General features: G+C 60.0%; 19 protein-coding genes. 3 read left to right on the top strand and 16 right to left on the bottom strand.

Annotation, left to right across the window (positions count from 1 at the left end; translation table 11 throughout):
• Nucleotides 1-2: 2 nt before the first annotated feature.
• Together rnc and ABRP95_RS02265 are read right to left on the bottom strand one after the other, a co-directional pair.
• Nucleotides 3-773, bottom strand: coding sequence for a ribonuclease III (gene rnc / locus ABRP95_RS02270; RefSeq protein ID WP_349838888.1), 771 nt, complete (start codon nucleotides 771-773; stop codon nucleotides 3-5).
• Nucleotides 770-1,318, bottom strand: coding sequence for a YceD family protein (locus tag ABRP95_RS02265; RefSeq protein ID WP_284850009.1), 549 nt, complete (start codon nucleotides 1,316-1,318; stop codon nucleotides 770-772). The genes rnc and ABRP95_RS02265 overlap by 4 nt, the downstream gene beginning before the upstream one ends.
• A gap of 150 nt (nucleotides 1,319-1,468) precedes the next feature.
• On the opposite strand from ABRP95_RS02265, the gene ABRP95_RS02260 reads away from it, so the two are divergent.
• Nucleotides 1,469-2,086, top strand: coding sequence for a hypothetical protein (locus ABRP95_RS02260; RefSeq protein WP_284864406.1), 618 nt, complete (start codon nucleotides 1,469-1,471; stop codon nucleotides 2,084-2,086).
• 102 nt (nucleotides 2,087-2,188) lie between these two features.
• Here ABRP95_RS02260 and ABRP95_RS02255 read toward each other — a convergent pair whose 3' ends face one another.
• A complete protein-coding gene (locus ABRP95_RS02255; RefSeq protein WP_284864407.1) occupies nucleotides 2,189-2,968 on the bottom strand; it encodes an SPFH domain-containing protein in 780 nt (259 codons plus the stop codon).
• Between the two features lie 239 nt (nucleotides 2,969-3,207).
• On the bottom strand, nucleotides 3,208-4,554 hold the full coding sequence (gdhA, locus tag ABRP95_RS02250; protein WP_284769564.1) for an NADP-specific glutamate dehydrogenase: 1,347 nt from the start codon (nucleotides 4,552-4,554) through the stop codon (nucleotides 3,208-3,210).
• A 201-nt stretch (nucleotides 4,555-4,755) separates the two neighbouring features.
• Here gdhA and ABRP95_RS02245 point away from each other — a divergent pair, with 201 nt between their 5' ends.
• Nucleotides 4,756-5,841, top strand: coding sequence for a glycerate kinase (locus tag ABRP95_RS02245; protein WP_349838887.1), 1,086 nt, complete (start codon nucleotides 4,756-4,758; stop codon nucleotides 5,839-5,841).
• Here the strand turns inward: ABRP95_RS02245 and ABRP95_RS02240 are convergent.
• Complete coding sequence (locus ABRP95_RS02240) at nucleotides 5,838-6,236, bottom strand: hypothetical protein (RefSeq protein WP_284769562.1); 399 nt, start codon at nucleotides 6,234-6,236, stop codon at nucleotides 5,838-5,840. The two genes, ABRP95_RS02245 and ABRP95_RS02240, sit on opposite strands and share 4 nt — an antisense overlap.
• Nucleotides 6,237-6,273: 37 nt before the next feature.
• On the opposite strand from ABRP95_RS02240, the gene ABRP95_RS02235 reads away from it, so the two are divergent.
• Nucleotides 6,274-7,476, top strand: a complete 1,203-nt coding sequence (locus ABRP95_RS02235; RefSeq protein WP_296087532.1) for an amidohydrolase — start codon at nucleotides 6,274-6,276, stop codon at nucleotides 7,474-7,476.
• 69 nt (nucleotides 7,477-7,545) lie between these two features.
• Here the strand turns inward: ABRP95_RS02235 and pyk are convergent, their stop codons facing one another.
• From pyk to ABRP95_RS02180, 11 genes are all read right to left on the bottom strand, one after another.
• A complete protein-coding gene (gene pyk / locus ABRP95_RS02230; RefSeq protein ID WP_284769797.1) occupies nucleotides 7,546-8,964 on the bottom strand; it encodes a pyruvate kinase in 1,419 nt (472 codons plus the stop codon).
• 124 nt (nucleotides 8,965-9,088) lie between these two features.
• The gene (gene lgt, locus ABRP95_RS02225) at nucleotides 9,089-10,069 is read right to left on the bottom strand and encodes a prolipoprotein diacylglyceryl transferase (RefSeq protein WP_284782196.1); all 981 of its coding nucleotides are present in this window, start codon (nucleotides 10,067-10,069) and stop codon (nucleotides 9,089-9,091) included.
• A gap of 53 nt (nucleotides 10,070-10,122) precedes the next feature.
• Nucleotides 10,123-10,953 (bottom strand): indole-3-glycerol phosphate synthase TrpC, encoded by an 831-nt coding sequence (locus tag ABRP95_RS02220; RefSeq protein WP_284784483.1) that lies wholly within the window; start codon nucleotides 10,951-10,953, stop codon nucleotides 10,123-10,125.
• An 86-nt stretch (nucleotides 10,954-11,039) separates the two neighbouring features.
• The gene (locus ABRP95_RS02215; protein WP_349838885.1) at nucleotides 11,040-11,675 is read right to left on the bottom strand and encodes a TIGR02234 family membrane protein; all 636 of its coding nucleotides are present in this window, start codon (nucleotides 11,673-11,675) and stop codon (nucleotides 11,040-11,042) included.
• Entirely contained in the window at nucleotides 11,675-12,037 is a 363-nt protein-coding gene (hisI, locus tag ABRP95_RS02210; protein ID WP_296087522.1) for a phosphoribosyl-AMP cyclohydrolase, read from the bottom strand. Before hisI ends, ABRP95_RS02215 begins: the two co-directional genes overlap by 1 nt.
• Nucleotides 12,034-12,804, bottom strand: coding sequence for an imidazole glycerol phosphate synthase subunit HisF (hisF, locus tag ABRP95_RS02205; RefSeq protein WP_284769556.1), 771 nt, complete (start codon nucleotides 12,802-12,804; stop codon nucleotides 12,034-12,036). Before hisF ends, hisI begins: the two co-directional genes overlap by 4 nt.
• A 36-nt stretch (nucleotides 12,805-12,840) precedes the next feature.
• The gene (locus ABRP95_RS02200) at nucleotides 12,841-13,611 is read right to left on the bottom strand and encodes an inositol monophosphatase family protein (protein WP_349838883.1); all 771 of its coding nucleotides are present in this window, start codon (nucleotides 13,609-13,611) and stop codon (nucleotides 12,841-12,843) included.
• 3 nt (nucleotides 13,612-13,614) lie between these two features.
• Complete coding sequence (gene priA, locus ABRP95_RS02195; protein WP_284782200.1) at nucleotides 13,615-14,403, bottom strand: bifunctional 1-(5-phosphoribosyl)-5-((5-phosphoribosylamino)methylideneamino)imidazole-4-carboxamide isomerase/phosphoribosylanthranilate isomerase PriA; 789 nt, start codon at nucleotides 14,401-14,403, stop codon at nucleotides 13,615-13,617.
• A gap of 13 nt (nucleotides 14,404-14,416) precedes the next feature.
• A complete protein-coding gene (gene hisH, locus ABRP95_RS02190; RefSeq protein WP_349838882.1) occupies nucleotides 14,417-15,049 on the bottom strand; it encodes an imidazole glycerol phosphate synthase subunit HisH in 633 nt (210 codons plus the stop codon).
• A gap of 3 nt (nucleotides 15,050-15,052) precedes the next feature.
• Entirely contained in the window at nucleotides 15,053-16,303 is a 1,251-nt protein-coding gene (locus ABRP95_RS02185; RefSeq protein WP_349838881.1) for an MFS transporter, read from the bottom strand.
• Nucleotides 16,300-16,458 carry a CG2302 family histidine operon protein gene (locus ABRP95_RS02180; RefSeq protein ID WP_034659193.1) on the bottom strand — a complete coding sequence of 53 codons (159 nt, stop codon included), beginning with the start codon at nucleotides 16,456-16,458 and terminating at the stop codon, nucleotides 16,300-16,302. The genes ABRP95_RS02185 and ABRP95_RS02180 overlap by 4 nt, the downstream gene beginning before the upstream one ends.
• Nucleotides 16,459-16,465: the final 7 nt, after the last annotated feature.

Below are 16,465 nucleotides of genomic sequence, written 5' to 3'. Positions count from 1 at the left end.
ATTTAGCCTTCTTTATGAGCGGTCCCTTGCACCAGCAACGGGGTTTCGCGCAGGGTTTGGCATGCCTCTTGCGCGGCCTGCTGTTCCGCTAATTTCTTATTGTGGCCCTGCCCGTGCCCCACGGTCAGCCCGGCGACGGTGGCAACCGCGCTGAAGGTTTGATCGTGTTCTGGGCCGGTAGCGGTTGCCGAATACACCGGCATGGGTGCCTTCAGCTCGGCACACAGCTCCTGCAAGGTGGTCTTCCAGTCCAAGTGGCGGCCACTGACGGAGGCATTATCGATCTTTTCCGCGAAGAGGCGCAGGATCACATCGCGGGCGGTTTCAAAGCCGTGCTCGCGATAAATGGCGCCGAAAATCGCCTCGGTGGTATCCGCAAGGATGGAATCCTTATCGCGCCCACCGGTGGACTGTTCACCCTTGCCCAGTAGGATATGCGGGCCTAGGTTGATTTCACGCGCGACATCGGAAAGACCATAGCGCGAGACGATGGACGCGCGCATCTTAGAGATATCGGATTCGGGGCGCGATGGATACATCACGTATAGTTTCGCGGCCACCGATAGCCCTAAGACGGCATCGCCCAAAAACTCAAGGCGCTCGTTATTAGGCAGGTGCCCGTTTTCATTGGCAAAAGAACGGTGCGTGAGCGCCAAGCGCAGATTGTCCGGTTCCAGGGCAACGTCGAGCGATTCCAAGAGCGGGGTGTGATCGACCGCCGCAAAGGTAGCTTCCCACGCCTCTTGCCCCGTTAGCTTCTTCTTGCGGCTCATAGGAATTTCTCCAGACCTGCCCAGCGCGGGTCTATCTTCTCCGCTTCCTCTTCTTCCCCGGAGATTCCGGTGGTCACACCCTCTGGGGTCTGGATATCGCAGCCGTCTTCGCAGACGGGGGCGAAGGGAAGATTCAGGCCGGCTTCATCGATAACCGCCTGGAGTAGATCCAGCTCATCGTCTTGGATTTCGGGAATTTCATCGCCCGAACCGGCATCGTCAGAATCGGCTTCATCGCCGCTGACAAAGGACTCATCGGCGGCAAAGACCTGAGTCACGTGCAGATCCAGCTGCGGGTGTAGCTCATTTAAGCAGCGCGCACATTCGCCCGTGAGAACACCGGAGATATCCGCATCAACCAACACCCCTGAGCCCAGCGGGGTCAGGGTCGCAGCAACGGTGAGATCTTCGCCTTTGGGGATGGCGATCATTTCCACGCCAATCCTTTCCGGTGCAGGGCCCGTCTGGGTGCGTTGTTCCGGCAGTGCGTCAGCGCCTTGGGCGTTTAATAAATCGCCCACATCGAACTTCAATGGAGATGTCATAACAGTTGGTAGTCTACCCTGCCTCGCAAACTCCGCGTAGTTGCTGGCATGACCGCATTTTCTGGCAAGAAACTGAAGGTTTGGGCATAAAGCGCTATGGCTTGCCGGTTTTCCCTTTCCCGCAGGCCGCGGCGGCCTTAGCCTGAAAGCATGACTTACAACTTGGCCGCGGCCTCAGGAGATTTGAGCGCTATCGCTCCTAGATTCGGAGTGTTGTGCTGCCTTCCCGCCACCTTCTTGGTCATTTCTGGGGCAGTCCTCCACCGCCTGCCCAAGGCTGACCACTCTGGCATCTACGGCGACAAGGGCCTGCGCCTGTCCTCCGCCCTTAGCCTCAGCATGTGCGCGGGGCTGATTGCCGGCGCGATTTTGGTCATCCCCTCCGGCCTCGACCTCACGGTGCTTACCGGCGCCCTCGTATTTTCCGCCAGCGCCGCCGCCATCACCTGGCTCTCGCGCGAAGCCCTTGCCTGCACGCTGCTTAGCGTCGGCGCCATGTTCCTTACCGCAGGCGCAGTTATTAGTCTTAGCGCGATGTTCTTCCCCCAAGACTTTATGAGCGGCTCGATGACCTCGCTAACCTCCTACTTCACCACGGCGCTAGTCACCTTCCTCTTCCCCGGCCTGGTCAGCGCAGGGATCGTGGCCTTCGTGGCAGTCCAAAACCAGCGCCCTCACCCTGCTACGAATGCTGCTGATGCCACGCTTGCCGATGCCCCCTCATCATCCCCCACGCCGCGCTACTCCACCTCGCGCAGCTCGGTTTAGCCTCCCACAGGCACAATGAGTCCTGCTACACGGTGACGCGATTTGAGCAAATCACCCGTGCAGCAGGACTTTCTTAAGCGTCGTGCCTTGTAATTTAAGCCTTTAGCGCTCGGTATAACGGCGCTCGTAACCGTCGTCGCCGCCATAGCGTGCAGCACCGGTACCACCGGTAGCACCACCGCGGGGTACGCCAGCGTTAGTGGACGGCAGGTAGTCGCCGCCGCGAGAGCGCACGCCTGCCCCTCCGCGCAGCGCGGAACGATCGGAGTTTACGGTGCGCAGGAGGCCGCTGAGGGAACTTTCAAATTCGCTGAGCTTGCTATCTACAAAGTCATCGCACTCCGTGCGCAGCCGGTTGGATTCGGTGTATGCGGTTTCCACGATCCGATTGGCTTCTTCGTTGGCGCGGCGGACGACCTCAGACTCGGAGACCAAACGCTCTTGTTCTTGGCGGCCCTCCGCCACCGAGCGCTCGTATTCCTCGTTTGCCTGCGCAATGGTGCGGTCTGCATCTGCGCGGGCTTGCTCAACTGTGGCCTGGGCGCGCGCCTCGGCATCGGCCACCAGCCGCTGGGCATGTTCTTCTGCCTGCGCGACCGTGGTATCGGCCTCTTGGCGCGCCTGGTTCACCATGTCAGTGGCCTCCGCAGACGCCTCATTAATGGTGTTATCTGCGCGCTCTTCGGCGCCGCGGATAATCTCGTCTTGCTTGTCTAAAACGTCCTGCGCGTCGTCGATTTCTACGGGCAGCGCGTTGCGCAGGTCATCGAGAAGCGCCAGCATCTCATGGCGGGGGACCAAGCAATTGGAGGTCATGGGAAAGCCAGAAGCCTGCTCCAAATGCTGAACTAATTCATCAAGGGATTCAAAGACACGGTACATGCTGGGAATTCTACAACGCAGCACCCTGCATTGTGTGGAGGGCGCGCCTTGGATCCTCAGGCCGGTGCAACGAAGGCCAAAGCCCTCTGAGTTCGATCCGTTTCCCGTGGGCGATTAACCCATTTTCCCTCCACATACCCGCGGCACAGGCGCATACGGCCGCCGAGTCCTCGCAGCAATGCAGAAACTCCCCACCTCCTCGCGGATGCGGAGAAATGGGGAGCGTGGGTTAAGGGAGTTTAGATAACGCCCTGTGCCAGCATGGCGTCAGCCACCTTCTTGAAGCCGGCGATATTGGAACCAGCCACGTAGTCGCCTTCACGGTCGTATTCCTTGGCCGTGTTGTCGATGTTTTTGAAGATGTTGCTCATGATGCCGCGCAGGCGGTCATCGGTGTACTCGAAGGACCAAGAGTCGCGGGATGCGTTCTGCTGCATCTCCAGTGCGGAGGTTGCCACACCACCGGCGTTGGCAGCCTTGCCGGGTGCGAAGTTGATCTTGGAGTCCTGGAATACGTGTACTGCATCCGGCGTAGACGGCATGTTAGCGCCCTCTGCAACGTAGCGGACGCCGCCCTCGACGAGCTTCTTAGCGGATTCGCCGTCGAGCTCGTTCTGGGTTGCACACGGAAGTGCAACGTCTGCCTGGACATCCCAGATGTTGCCACCTTCGTGGAACTCCACGCCGTTGCCAGCTTCCTTGGCGTAGGTGGAGATGCGCTCGCGGCGAACTTCCTTGACATCGCGAAGCAGTTCAACGTCCACGCCATTCGGGGTGGAGATGTAGCCGGAGGAGTCAGACATCGCTACGACGGTAGCGCCCAATTCCTGCGCCTTTGCGGCGGCGTAGATGGCAACGTTACCGGAGCCAGACACGATGACCTTGGCGCCGTCGAAGGACTCGCCGTGGGTCTTCATCATTTCTTCGGTGATGTAGACTGCACCAAAACCGGTCGCCTCGGTACGTACCAAGGAACCGCCCCAGGTCAGGCCCTTGCCGGTCAGGACGCCGGACTCGTGCTGGGTGGTCAGGCGGCGGAACTGGCCGAAGAGGAAGCCGATTTCGCGGCCGCCGACGCCGATGTCACCGGCAGGAACGTCGCGGTACTCGCCGATGTGACGGTGCAGCTCGGTCATAAAGGACTGGCAAAAGCGCATAACTTCCTGCTCAGACTTGCCCTTCGGGTCAAAGTCGGAGCCACCCTTGCCGCCACCGATGGGCAGGCCGGTCAGGGAGTTCTTAAAGATCTGCTCAAAGCCCAAGAACTTAATGATGCCCAGGTTTACCGAGGGGTGGAAACGCAGGCCACCCTTGTACGGGCCGAGCGCGGAGTTGAACTGCACACGGAAACCGCGGTTGACCTGCACCTCGCCGTTGTCATCAACCCATGGGACGCGGAAGATGAGCTGGCGCTCCGGCTCGCACAGGCGCTCAACCAGACCGTAGTCTGCGTAGTGTGGGTCCTTATCCAGGACGATCTTGAGCGAATCCAGCACCTCGGACACCGCCTGGTGGAATTCCGGTTCACCGGCGTTGCGCTTGAGTAGCTTGTCGTAGTACTCAGAAATCTGGCTATCAACAGACATAGTGTATAAATCCCATTCTCGTGGAGTTTGACTAGCAGGAACTAGTTTCCTATCAATCTACCGATAATGCAAGTACAATTATTTCTCACTCCCCCACTTACCCGCTTTTACCTGCGACAATAAAGTTAAATATTTTCTGTAGAACGTTCGGATTCCTAGCAAAAAGCCGCCGCGCGGGTCGCGGGCTTTATAATCGCGGGCATGCATATTGTTGTCGCGCCTGACTCTTTTAAAGGTACCGCTTCTGCCACGGAAGCCGCAGCCGGAATCGCCAATGGAATCCGCCAGCACTACCCCAACGCCACTGTCACCACCTTGCCGATGGCCGATGGCGGGGAAGGCACCGCCCAAGTGCTGGCCCAGGCCGCCGCGGCGGGCGGGCAGGAAACCCAGACCATTACCCTGCCCACAACGGATGCGGTGGGGCGCTTGACCGAGGCGCAGTATTTCCTCGCTGGACACACGGCTTTCATCGATGTCGCCGCAGCCACTGGGCTGCCCGCGGTCCGCGACGCGCTCGATCCCCTCCACGCGGATTCTTATGGCACGGGCGTGCTGCTTGCCGATGCCCAATCCCGCGGCGCCACCTCCATCGTGCTCGGCCTTGGCGGCACGGCCAGCATTGACGGCGGTATGGGCATCCTTGCAGCCCTTGGCGCCGCCGCCCACGACGCACGCAGCTATGCCCTACCCAAGGGCGGTGCCCCGCTGGTGCAGCTCGATTCCATCGATACCGCGCAATTAAATATCAAAGCGGGCATGGTTGATTTCACGCTCTTGGCCGATACCCGGGCTAAGGCCATGCAGGCTGCCACCATGTACGGGCCACAAAAAGGCGCAGAGGGCGAACAAATAGCTCTGCTTGCCGGGGCACTGCTCCAATTGTGCAAGGTCACCGGCACAGATCCAGAGACGGAATTTACCGGTGCGGCAGGCGGCATTCCCATCGGGCTTACCTGGCTTTCTCGCACCCTATGGGGCACCGATGAGCACGCCCACGTCGTTTCTGGCGGGGCCCACGTGGCGAAGGCCCTCGGCCTCGCGGATGCCATTTCTCAAGCAGACCTCGTCATCACCGGGGAAGGCGCCTTTGATGAGCAATCCTTAACTGGCAAGGTCGTCGGCACCGTCGCGGACTTGGCGGCGGAGTCCTCTACCCCGGTCGGTATCATTGCCGGGGCCATCAATCAGGACACCGAGCACTTCACCGCGGAGCTAGACCAAGAAGGTGGGATGCCGGAGCAGCTGGCTAGGGCTGCCCGGGACATCGTCAAGCAGCTGGGCTAAGGGCGAATCTCGACCGTCCACGGAAAGATGGCCGGGCGCTCATGTGCCAATTCATCTTCCAGCAGCACGTGGTCCTTGGGCAATACAGCGTGCGGCGTGAGCAAGCGCGACAGCACCATAGCCAGCTGGTTCACAGATCCGGTCGCCCCCTCCACCGCAATGTTGTAACGGTGGGCGTGCGCGCCTTCTAAATCGCGCTCTTCATGTTCATCGCGATAATTTTGCTGCAGCTGTTCCTCCAAGCCCTCAGGGAATTGGGGATCTGCCGGGCGAGTAACCTCGGCGGAGGCAAGCGATCCGCCCGCTACCAGCTTATCGGTGGCAGTGGTAAAAATTTCCTCCACGCGGTCCGCTTGCTCATCTGGAACCAATACATCGAATTGAATAGTCGGCATATAGCTGACCCTACCCTAACCAAAAGGGATGAAAACTATGTCTTATTCCACAAACATCGCTTCCGTGGTCCACTCTGCGGATACTGACCTGGCGTGGCAACGGGATTTTTACGAAGATCTGCACCGCCACCCCGAGCTCTCCCACGAGGAGGAACGCACCGCGGCGCACATCCGCGCAAAGTTGGCGGCGTTTGATTGCGAAGTAGAAGAAAACATCGGCGGGCACGGCATGGTTGCTATTTTCCGCAACGGCGATGGACCCACCGCGCTCATGCGCGCCGATTTCGATGCCCTGCCGGTCAAGGAAGCCACCGGCGTGGAGTATTCCTCGACCAATGACTACATGCACGCCTGCGGGCACGACATGCACACCACCGCCCTGCTCGGTGCCTGCGCGCTTCTCGATGCCTCCCGCGACACTTGGGCCGGCACCTTCCTTGCCCTGTTCCAGCCGGCGGAGGAATCATCCATGGGCGCGAAATACATGATCGCCGATAACCTCACCGAGCGCATCCCCCACCCCGATATTTGCCTGGGCCAACACATCATGCCCGGCCGCGCCGGCACGGTACGCCATACCGCCGGCCCCATCATGGCCGGTTGCGATTCCCTGCGCATCCGCATCTTTGGCAAGTCCGCACACGCCTCCATGCCGCATAATTCCATCGACCCAACCTATACCGCGGCGATGATCGTCACCCGGCTCCAGGCCATCGTCGGCCGCGAGGTAGCCCCGCACGAGTTCTTCGTCATCTCTGTAGGCGAGCTGCATTCCGGCGATAAAAATAACATCATCCCGGATTCCGCCGAGCTCGTGCTCAATACCCGCTTCTATGATCCAGCCCTGGCAGAAAAAGTCTATGCCTCCTTAGAGCGCATGGTAAAAGCCGAGTGCGTGGCCTCCGGCTGCGAAAAAGACCCCACCTTCGAGTACTACGCGCACGGCGAGGTCACCGATAACGACGCCGCCGCCTACTCGCCCATCAACGAGGCCTTTAGGGCCACCTTCGGAGAATCATCCGTTACCGCCTCGCCCTCGACCGCTTCTGAAGACTTCTGTTACCTCCCGCAGGCATGGGGCGTGCCGTACGTCTTTTGGCACGTAGGGTGCACCCCAGATGCCGAGTTGGCCGATCCCCCGGTCAACCACCAGGCCAACTTCCTGCCGGATTACGAGCCCACGGTCAAGGCCTCCACCCAGGCCGCCCATGCAGCGGTGCTGGCGTACCTGGGCGCTTAACTCAACATAAAAAATCCGCCGCGTCCCCCTTTTCACTGGAGTTGGGGGCGCGGCGGCTTTTTCAGTGCGCTAGTCCTTGATAGTTTCTCCCAAAATGTGGCACTGAATCATGTTGGTATTGCCGGAGATTCCCGGAGGGGTACCTGCAACGACGACGACCAAGTCATTCTCGTCGTACTCGTCCAAGTCCAGCAAGTACTTATCGATGGCCTCCATCATCTCATCCGTGGACTTGACGTCAGGGCTCAAGAAGGTCTCTGCACCCCAAGTCAGCGCCAGCTGGGAGCGCACATCTTCATTCGGGGTAAATACCAGCAGTGGCAGGTCAGAATGTAGGCGAGCAACACGCTTTGCGGTATCGCCGGAAGAGGTAAAGGCAACGATGGCCTTGGCGTTCAGGCGCTCTGCAATATCGCGGGCGGAATAGGACATCACGCCGCGCTTGGTGCGCGGGACGTGCGCCAGCGGCGGGACCTGGCCATCGGTCTCGGAGCGCTTGACGATGCGAGACATGGTCCGCACGACGTTGTGCGGATCCGCGCCCACGGAGGTCTCGCCGGACAGCATCACCGCGTCGGCGCCGTCGAGCACAGCGTTGGCCACGTCGGAAGCCTCCGCGCGGGTCGGGCGGGAGTTCTCAATCATGGAATCCAGCATCTGGGTGGCCACGATGACCGGCTTCGCGTTCTCGCGGGAAATCTGGATAGCTCGCTTCTGGAAGAGTGGCACCTCTTCCAGCGGAACCTCGACGCCCAAGTCACCACGGGCAATCATCACGGCGTCGAAGGCCAAGATGATGGATTCGAGGGCATCGACGGCCTCCGGCTTTTCCAGCTTGGCGATGACCGGCACGCGGCGGCCTTCCTCGTCCATGATCTCGTGGACCTTGTCGACATCGGCAGGCGAACGCACGAAAGACAGCGCAATGTAGTCCACACCGAGTTGCAGGGCAAAGCGCAGGTCCTCAATGTCCTTCTCAGACAGCGCCGGCACCGAAATGCTCATGCCGGGCAGGGACACGCCCTTGTTATTGGATACGGGGCCACCCTCGGTGACCTCGCACACCACGTCATTGCCGTCTACTTCCTTGCAGACGACAGCGACCTTGCCGTCATCAATAAGCAAGCGATCGCCAGGCTTTGCGTCTTCTGCCAAGCCCTTGTAGGTGGTGGATACGCGGTCGTGGGTGCCTTCTACATCGTCTACAGTGATGCGGACGATTTCACCGTTATCCCATTGCTCTTCGCCGTTCTTAAAGCGGCCGAGGCGAATCTTAGGGCCCTGGAGATCGGCCAAGATACCTACGTTCCGGCCGGTCTTTTCGGTGGCTTCGCGGACCCACTTGTAATTGGCTTCGTGGTCCGCATGCTCGCCGTGCGACATGTTAAGGCGCGCGACGTTCATGCCGTCTTCTACAAGGCGCAAAATTCCGTCCCCGCTAGCTACCGCGGGGCCGAGAGTACAGACAATTTTGGTTCTTCTATCCAGCATTATTGGCCTATTCCATCGGGGAAATTGAACAACCCCCAACCTACTCCCTCGCGCGCCGACAGGCCACAATTTTTTGGCGCCTTAACTAGGGCAATCGGACACGATCACACATAACCGGTCATTAGCGGCCGCTTGCTGTACCCGAGGTGCCTTGAGCACGCGCTGTTCCCACGCGTTTCTCGTCTTCCTCGACGCCGTTTTCCGCAGCACTCTCGGCCTGCTCGCGGTAGTAACGCGGGTCGACTTCTGCTGGGGTTTCGGGGCCCTTGCGCTGCCTGTCCAGCAAGAAGAAGACGATGAGACCGGCGATAAAGACAACGGCGGAGACGATGAGGTTCACACGGACGCCAAAAATTTCGGTGGCTTCGTCAGATCGCATGCCTTCGATGAAAAAGCGGCCCAGCGTGTAGCCCACGACGTAGAGGGCGAATACCCGTCCGCGGCCCAGCTTCCATGCTTTGTGCGCCCACAACAGGAACAGGCACACCAGCACGTTCCAGATGAGCTCATACAAAAACGTTGGGTGCACTGAAGCGATCACCTCACCGGTAGAGTGCCCGGAAACCGGTGCGTATTCCCCCGCTTCATCGACGCGGTAGTAAATATCCAGCGCCCACGGAACGTCGGTCGGCCGGCCGTAGAGTTCCTGATTAAACCAGTTACCCAGCCGGCCAATGCCCTGGGCAAGGATGAGGCCAGGCGCCACCGCGTCCGCAAACGGTGCCAGGGGGATCTTCTTAATCCGAAACATTACCCACAGCGCTACGGCGCTTAAGGCGACCGCGCCCCAGATGCCGAGACCACCATTGGTGACCTTGAGGGCATCGACGGGATTGCAGGTATCGCAGAAGTACTTCTGGTTATCCGTGATGACGTGATAGATCCGCCCGCCCACGATGCCCGCGGGGATAACGACGATGGTTGCATCCCACACGGTATCGGGATTGCCGCCCCGGGCTGTGTACCTCTTCAACGTCATCCACATACCCACGAGGATGCCGGCGATGATGCACAGCGCATACGCATGGATTGGAATGGAGCCAAGATGCCACACCACGCCCTGCGGCGGAGAGGGAATATTTGCAAGATTCTGAGTATGCACGTAGATAGTGTGCCTTATCAGCGTGCCCTTGAGCTAGTTTGGGGTGATTTTTCCTAGGGACTTTTACGCGAGGGGCAGGCTGGGTGTTGGCCCGCAGCCACCAAAGAGCGTGCCAAGGCGGTGGGATCCTGAGCCGCCATGACGGATTCGCCGACCAGTACCGCATCCGCTCCGCGGGAGGCATAGTGGAAAAGGTTGCGGGCATTATTCACCCCGCCCACGGCGATGCGCAGGAGCGATTCCGGCAGCCCCGGGGCAATATCATTGAAGGCCTCCCGGTTGATCTCATCCGAGGCAAGGGACCACGCATTGATCGCGATGACACTGCTGCCGGCCTTGATGGCGCGGTTGACCTCCCCGCAGGTTCGCACCTCCACGATGGCGGTCATCCCCAGCGATTCCGCGCGGTCCAAGAGGGCTTCCAATCGAGCTTGTTCTAAAAGCTCGACCTGCAGCGGGATCGCATCGGCACCAAAGCAGCGGGCCTCGTGAATCTGGTACGGATCCACGATGAGATCGCGCGCCATCATCGGGATATCGATAGCAGCGCGCGCGGCCGCCATATCCTCAAGCGATCCGTTAAACCGCCGCGTATCCGTCTGGCAGGCCATCAAATGCACGCCGCAGTCCTCAAAGGTGCGAGCCCATTCGGCCATCTGCTCGGCCGAGCCCACGTGGGCGATTTCTCCGGTATAAGGAACGGCACGTTTAAGTTCAGTAATGACTGAACAACCGGGTTTTAAAAGGGCCGCGCGGGCATCGCGGGGAGGCTCCATGTCCCGTGAGCGCGCCTTAATATCTTGGAAAGAAACGCGGGCTTCGCGCGCGGCGACATCCTCTAACACCCCAGCGACCAGGTGATCGACGGCAATGGGTGTGGGCATGAGCACCTCCCTCCAAGCGCGATTAAAATCACACTTAGATTAACGCTATTCGGGGCGTTTCCGGAAATTGTGCTGCGCGAACGGGGCTATTTACGGCTCACATCAGTCGGGTCGATATCGCTATCGAGCGCGTCCCACATCACACGGCCGGAATCGGATGAGGTCTCCAAATCTTCCGCCAGCTTTTCTTGGCGGGCGGCAGGGGTTTCGTATTTGCTCGACGCCTTGACCTTGTCCTTGCCTGGGTTCTGGGCCAAGAGTACGGCGCCGAAAAATGCCAGTGCGGCCCCGATAATGGCGACGATGGGGCCGAGCTTGGTGATCTCCGTGGAAATGACGGTCGCCCAATCAGAAATTGCGGCAGAATCCACCGCGTTTTCATTTGCAGACGCGCCTTGCAATATTTTTTGCGCGCGCTCGGCATCGGCGCCGCTGGTCAGCAGGCTAATAGGACTCCACGCGGCGCCTGCGGCGGCGAGGGCGCACACGATGGCCACGATGCGGCGCCCCGTTCGGCGCAACGCTAGGCCCGCGAGTAAACCGGCGAGGAGGACCAGCGTCAAGGCCATAAGCTCTAGGGACCAGGCGGACCCTACGATCTCATTGGTTGCTGAGCCTGATTTATCGTCCTCGCTTACCGCTTTTACCCAGGTGCTGCGGGAAGAAAACCACAGCACTGCCGTGCCCACCGCGATAAGGAGTGGGCCAAGTCGCCTCGTCATTAGGAATCATCCCCTAAAAGAACTGTCGCATCGAAGCAGGTCCGGTCGCCGGTGTGGCACGCGGCACCGCGCTGACGCACGGTCAGCAAGATGGTATCGCCATCGCAATCAAGGCGCACACCAAGCACCTCCTGCGTATGTCCTGAGGTCTCGCCCTTAATCCAATACTCGCCGCGCGAGCGCGAGAAGTACGTGCCCTTGCGTGTGGCCAGCGTGTGGGCCAGCGCGTGGTCATCCATCCAGGCAAGCATCAGCACTTCGCCGGAATCGGCCTGGGCAATGGCTGGCACGAGCCCTTGCTCATTGCGCTTGAGCAGCGCAGCTATCTGTGGGTCTAGTTCAAAGTCTGCGGGATTGCTCATCGGCGCACCTCGTAGCCAGACTCTGCCAGGGCCTTTTTGACCTCGCCAATTTCTACCTCCCCAAAGTGGAAAATGCTGGCGGCCAGGACGGCATCGGCACCCGCTTCAACGGCGGGTGGAAAATCCGCTGCCGCGCCCGCTCCACCGGAGGCAATGACGGGAATATTCACTGTTTCCCGCACCACGCGCAAAAGTTCGAGGTCGAATCCGGCCTTCGTGCCATCAGCGTCCATGGAGTTTAAAAGGATCTCCCCTACGCCCAGCTCGGCGCCGGTCCGAGCCCATTCCACTGCATCGATGCCAGCCGATGTCGTCCCGCCGTGCGTCGTGACTTCAAACCCCGACGGTGCGTGCGCTGCGTCGGTGCGCCGTGCGTCCACGGATAAGACGATGCACTGCGAGCCAAAGACTTCCGCCAATTCGCGCAGCAGGTCGGGATTGCCTATCGCGGCGGTATTGACCGATACCTTATCCGCGCCAGTGCGCAAGAGCTCGCGGACATCGTCAACGCTGCGCACTCCCCCACCCACGGTGAGGGGGATAAAGACTTGATCGGCGGTGCGGCGTACCACATCGAGCATGGTGGACCGGCCGTGCTTGGAGGCGGAGACATCAAGAAAAGTCAGTTCGTCTGCGCCCAATTCTTCATAGCGTGCGGCTAATTCCACGGGGTCTCCTGCATCGCGCAGGTGAGCAAAATTCACGCCCTTGACTACGCGGCCTTGATCCACATCAAGGCACGGGATTATGCGAACGGCTACGGCCATGCGGGGCTTACTCCTTCACAGGTCGGTGGGGTGGGATTAATTTGTGTGGTGAGATAGGATTTCCAGGATTGTCTCGTGCACCTGCGGAGTACCAGAGACCATACCCCGCGACTTCACGGTCCACGGATTGCCCTCCGGATCCGTGACGATGCCTCCGGCTGCCTTGATAAGGAGCGCTCCCGCCGCGTTATCCCACGGGTGTGGCGAGAAATTGACGGCACCGTCAAAAACTCCCTGGGCAACGAAGGCATTATCCAGCCCCACTGAGCCCGTGATGCGTGGGCGCAAGCCGGTTTCGCGCAGCTCGTGGAATGCCGCGGTGGGCAGGTTGGAAAAACACCCCACGTGCCCACGGGCATCATCGAATTCTGGGGACTCCTCCCCTCCACCGAATCCGCCGAATGGTCCACCCGCAGAGCGCAGCGGCGATCCATCGCTGGCAACCAAGCGCCTGCCTAAAAGAGGAAAATCTGAGATGGCCGCAACCGGCTGGCCTTCGTGAACTAGGGCAACCAATATGCCGACCATGGGATTGCCCGCGGAATAATTTGCGGTCCCATCGATTGGATCGACCACCCACACGGTGTCATGGATGCTTCCGCCGGATTCCTCCCCATAGACCGGGATACCGGTCATCTGCTGCAAGATTTCGCGCAGCTGCTTTTCGATGGCCAAGTCCACCTCTGTGGCGAAATCGCCCCGGCTCTTAAAGTGGGCCGGTGGCGCCCCGATGCCGGATCGAAAGATGGGTTCGACTTGGTCAACGGCCGCCTCCGCGAAGGCCACCAACTCGCGCGGATCCATCATCGTTTACTCTTCCTCGGGGTCATAAGGATCGATGGGCACCTCTGCGGGAAGCGGCTCTACCTCTGCCACCGCCGCTAGCGCCTCATTCAGGCTGAAGTTTCCCTCATATAACGCCTTGCCAATGATGGCCGAATCGATGCCCTCATTTTCATACCGGGCCAGCTCGCTAAGATCTGCCAGGGAGGAAATGCCGCCGGAGGCGGTCACCTTGGCATCGGTTGCCATAGCTACCTCGCGCAGTAATTCCACATTGGGCCCAGTCAGCGTCCCGTCCTTGGACACGTCCGTTACCACAAAGCGTTGACACCCAGCGGCATCGAGACGCTCGAGTACCTCCCAGAGATCCCCGCCATCTGAGACCCAGCCATTGCCCTTTGTGCGCCACTCGCCATCTTCTAAGCGCACCGCCAAGTCCACGGCAACTTTCTCGCCATACTGCCCCAGGATCTTTTCTATCCACTCTGGGTTTTCTAAGGCGGCGGTGCCAATATTGATGCGGTTCGCGCCAGTGGCCAGCGCGCGCTCTACCCCGGCATCATCGCGGATGCCGCCGGTTAGCTCGACATTAATGCCGAGTTCTTGGGTAATCCCCGCCATCTGCTCGTGGTTGGAACCGCGATTAAAGGCAGCATCGAGGTCAACAAAGTGCAGCCACTGGGCGCCTTGGCGCTGCCACTCGAGTGCGGCGTCCCGCGGGGCGCCGTAGACCTTTTCGGTGCCGGCTTCTCCCTGATCCAAGCGCACGGCCTTGCCGCCAGCGACATCGACTGCGGGCAAAAGCGTAAAAGTCATGGTTTCATCCTACCTAGAGAGTCTGCATCCAGTTTTCCAATAGCTGCGCGCCCGCATCTCCGGATTTTTCGGGGTGGAATTGCGTAGCCCAGAGAGCGCCATTTTCCACCGCCGCCACGAAAGAATCCCCGGCGTGCGTGGACCAGCTCACCAGCGGCGGGCGGGTAATGACGGTTTCTAATTCCCAGCGGCGAACGCCGTAGGTATGCACGAAATAAAATCGCTCGCCGGCATTAAGTCCAGCAAACATAGCGCTGTCATCCGGCATCTCGACAGTATTCCAGCCCATATGCGGCAAAACGTCGGACTGCAGGCGCTCGACCGTCCCTGGCCATTCGCCGCAGCCTGTGGAGGGGATGCCGTGCTCGAAGCCGGCATCGAAAAGCACCTGCATGCCCACACAAATGCCCATGACCGGCCGCTCCCCTGCTAGGCGCTGGCCGATGACCCTTGGCCCATTCACTGCCCTAAGCCCTTTCATGCAGGCATCGAACGCGCCCACGCCGGGAACCAGCAGACCATCCGCCTCGAGGGCCTGATAAGGATCCGCCGTGACGGTTACCTCCGCCCCGACGCGCTCGAGGGCACGCTGGGCGGAGCGAATATTGCCCGCGCCGTAGTCCAATAACACCACTGATTTTGTCATGGGCTATACCTTACGCATTCGACGCAACCGGGTGCGGATATCGTTGGTATCGCTGATGCGAGTCCGGCCCAGGATGAAGTCCGCCGTGGTCAAGAGCAACCCGGCGATGAGGATCGCAACCCCCGCTCCGAAAGCACCGTCGTATCCGTAGCCTGCCACCATGGCACCGAGCAGGGTCGAACCCAAGCCGGTGCCACTATCGTAGAAAATATTCCAAATGGCCGAAGCCTCTGAAACCCGCTCGCGGGGCAGCCGGTCAAACATGGATAGCAAGGCCTCGTTTTGCGCGATACCGAATGCGCCACCAAAAAGAACGGCGCCGAGCACCAGCCACCAGATGGAGCTTTCCATAAACAGGGTCAGGGAAATCGTCCCGACGCCGATGATCGCCATGATCTGGCTTGGAATGTACAAGCTACCTGGGGCCCCCGTGCGGTCAGCGACCACGCCGGCGAAATACCGGAAGATCATCGCCGCGCCGCCCACGATGGAAAGCATGACACCGGCTAGGCTGGCGCCCTTTACGGCATCGAGCTCCTGCATTGCGGGGGACAAGAAAGAGGAAATGGCGCCGTAGCTCATGGAGAAAGTGGTCAAGGCCAGGGCCGGGACCAATACCAGCTTCCAGGTGGGAACGCGGATGATATTGACTTCCTCGTCATTATCCTTGGCCAAGGTAACCTTGATCTTGGGAATGCGCAGGCACATAGCAAAGCCCAAGAAGCCGATGAGACCGGCGGTGATATAGGTAGAGGCGTACCCTAGCGAATCCGCCATGAACAGGCCGAGCGGCAAGAAGATCATCTGCCCCAAGCCTGTAAATACACCAATCATGCCGGTGGCCTTGCCCAGCAGACGCACCGGGGAGAGCTCTGCAATCAGCGCGGATTCGGACACGGTGAGGGCACCGAAGCCCACCCCGCGCATGGCGGAAAATAGCAAGACGATCCAGGCGTCGGTGCCCAGCAGGTGGCCAAAGGCCGGGACGCCTAGGGTAAAGGCGGATAGCGCCATCACGCGCCGGTAACCCCAGCGGCGCAAAAGCCACGGGGACATGATCTGCGTGGCTACGGTAAAAGCCATAAAGATACCGGTGGATCCACCCGCCAAGGTCGCGGAACCGCCAGAATCAATGACGGCCAGCGGCACCACGGGAAGCAGGATGGACCAGGCGCCAAAGGCGGCTGCGATGGCTACCATCGTCGGCGTATAGCCGGGGACCTTCCAAATATTGGTCTCTTGGGACTCGCTCATTTACTAAAGCCTCCAACCATCCAGGCGATGGCCGCGGCCACGGTAATAACGGCTAAAAGCGCGGCGACGACCGTAAAAAACTTCGAGTCCTGCTGATACGCGGACCAAGCCCCTCCTACCAAGAGGCCTGCCACCAAAAACAGGATGAGGATCATAAACTGC

It is taken from the genome of Corynebacterium sp. KPL2895, from assembly GCF_040225815.1.
GTDB lineage: Bacteria > Actinomycetota > Actinomycetes > Mycobacteriales > Mycobacteriaceae > Corynebacterium > Corynebacterium rhinophilum.
This window is presented reverse-complemented; position numbering and strand designations above follow the sequence as displayed.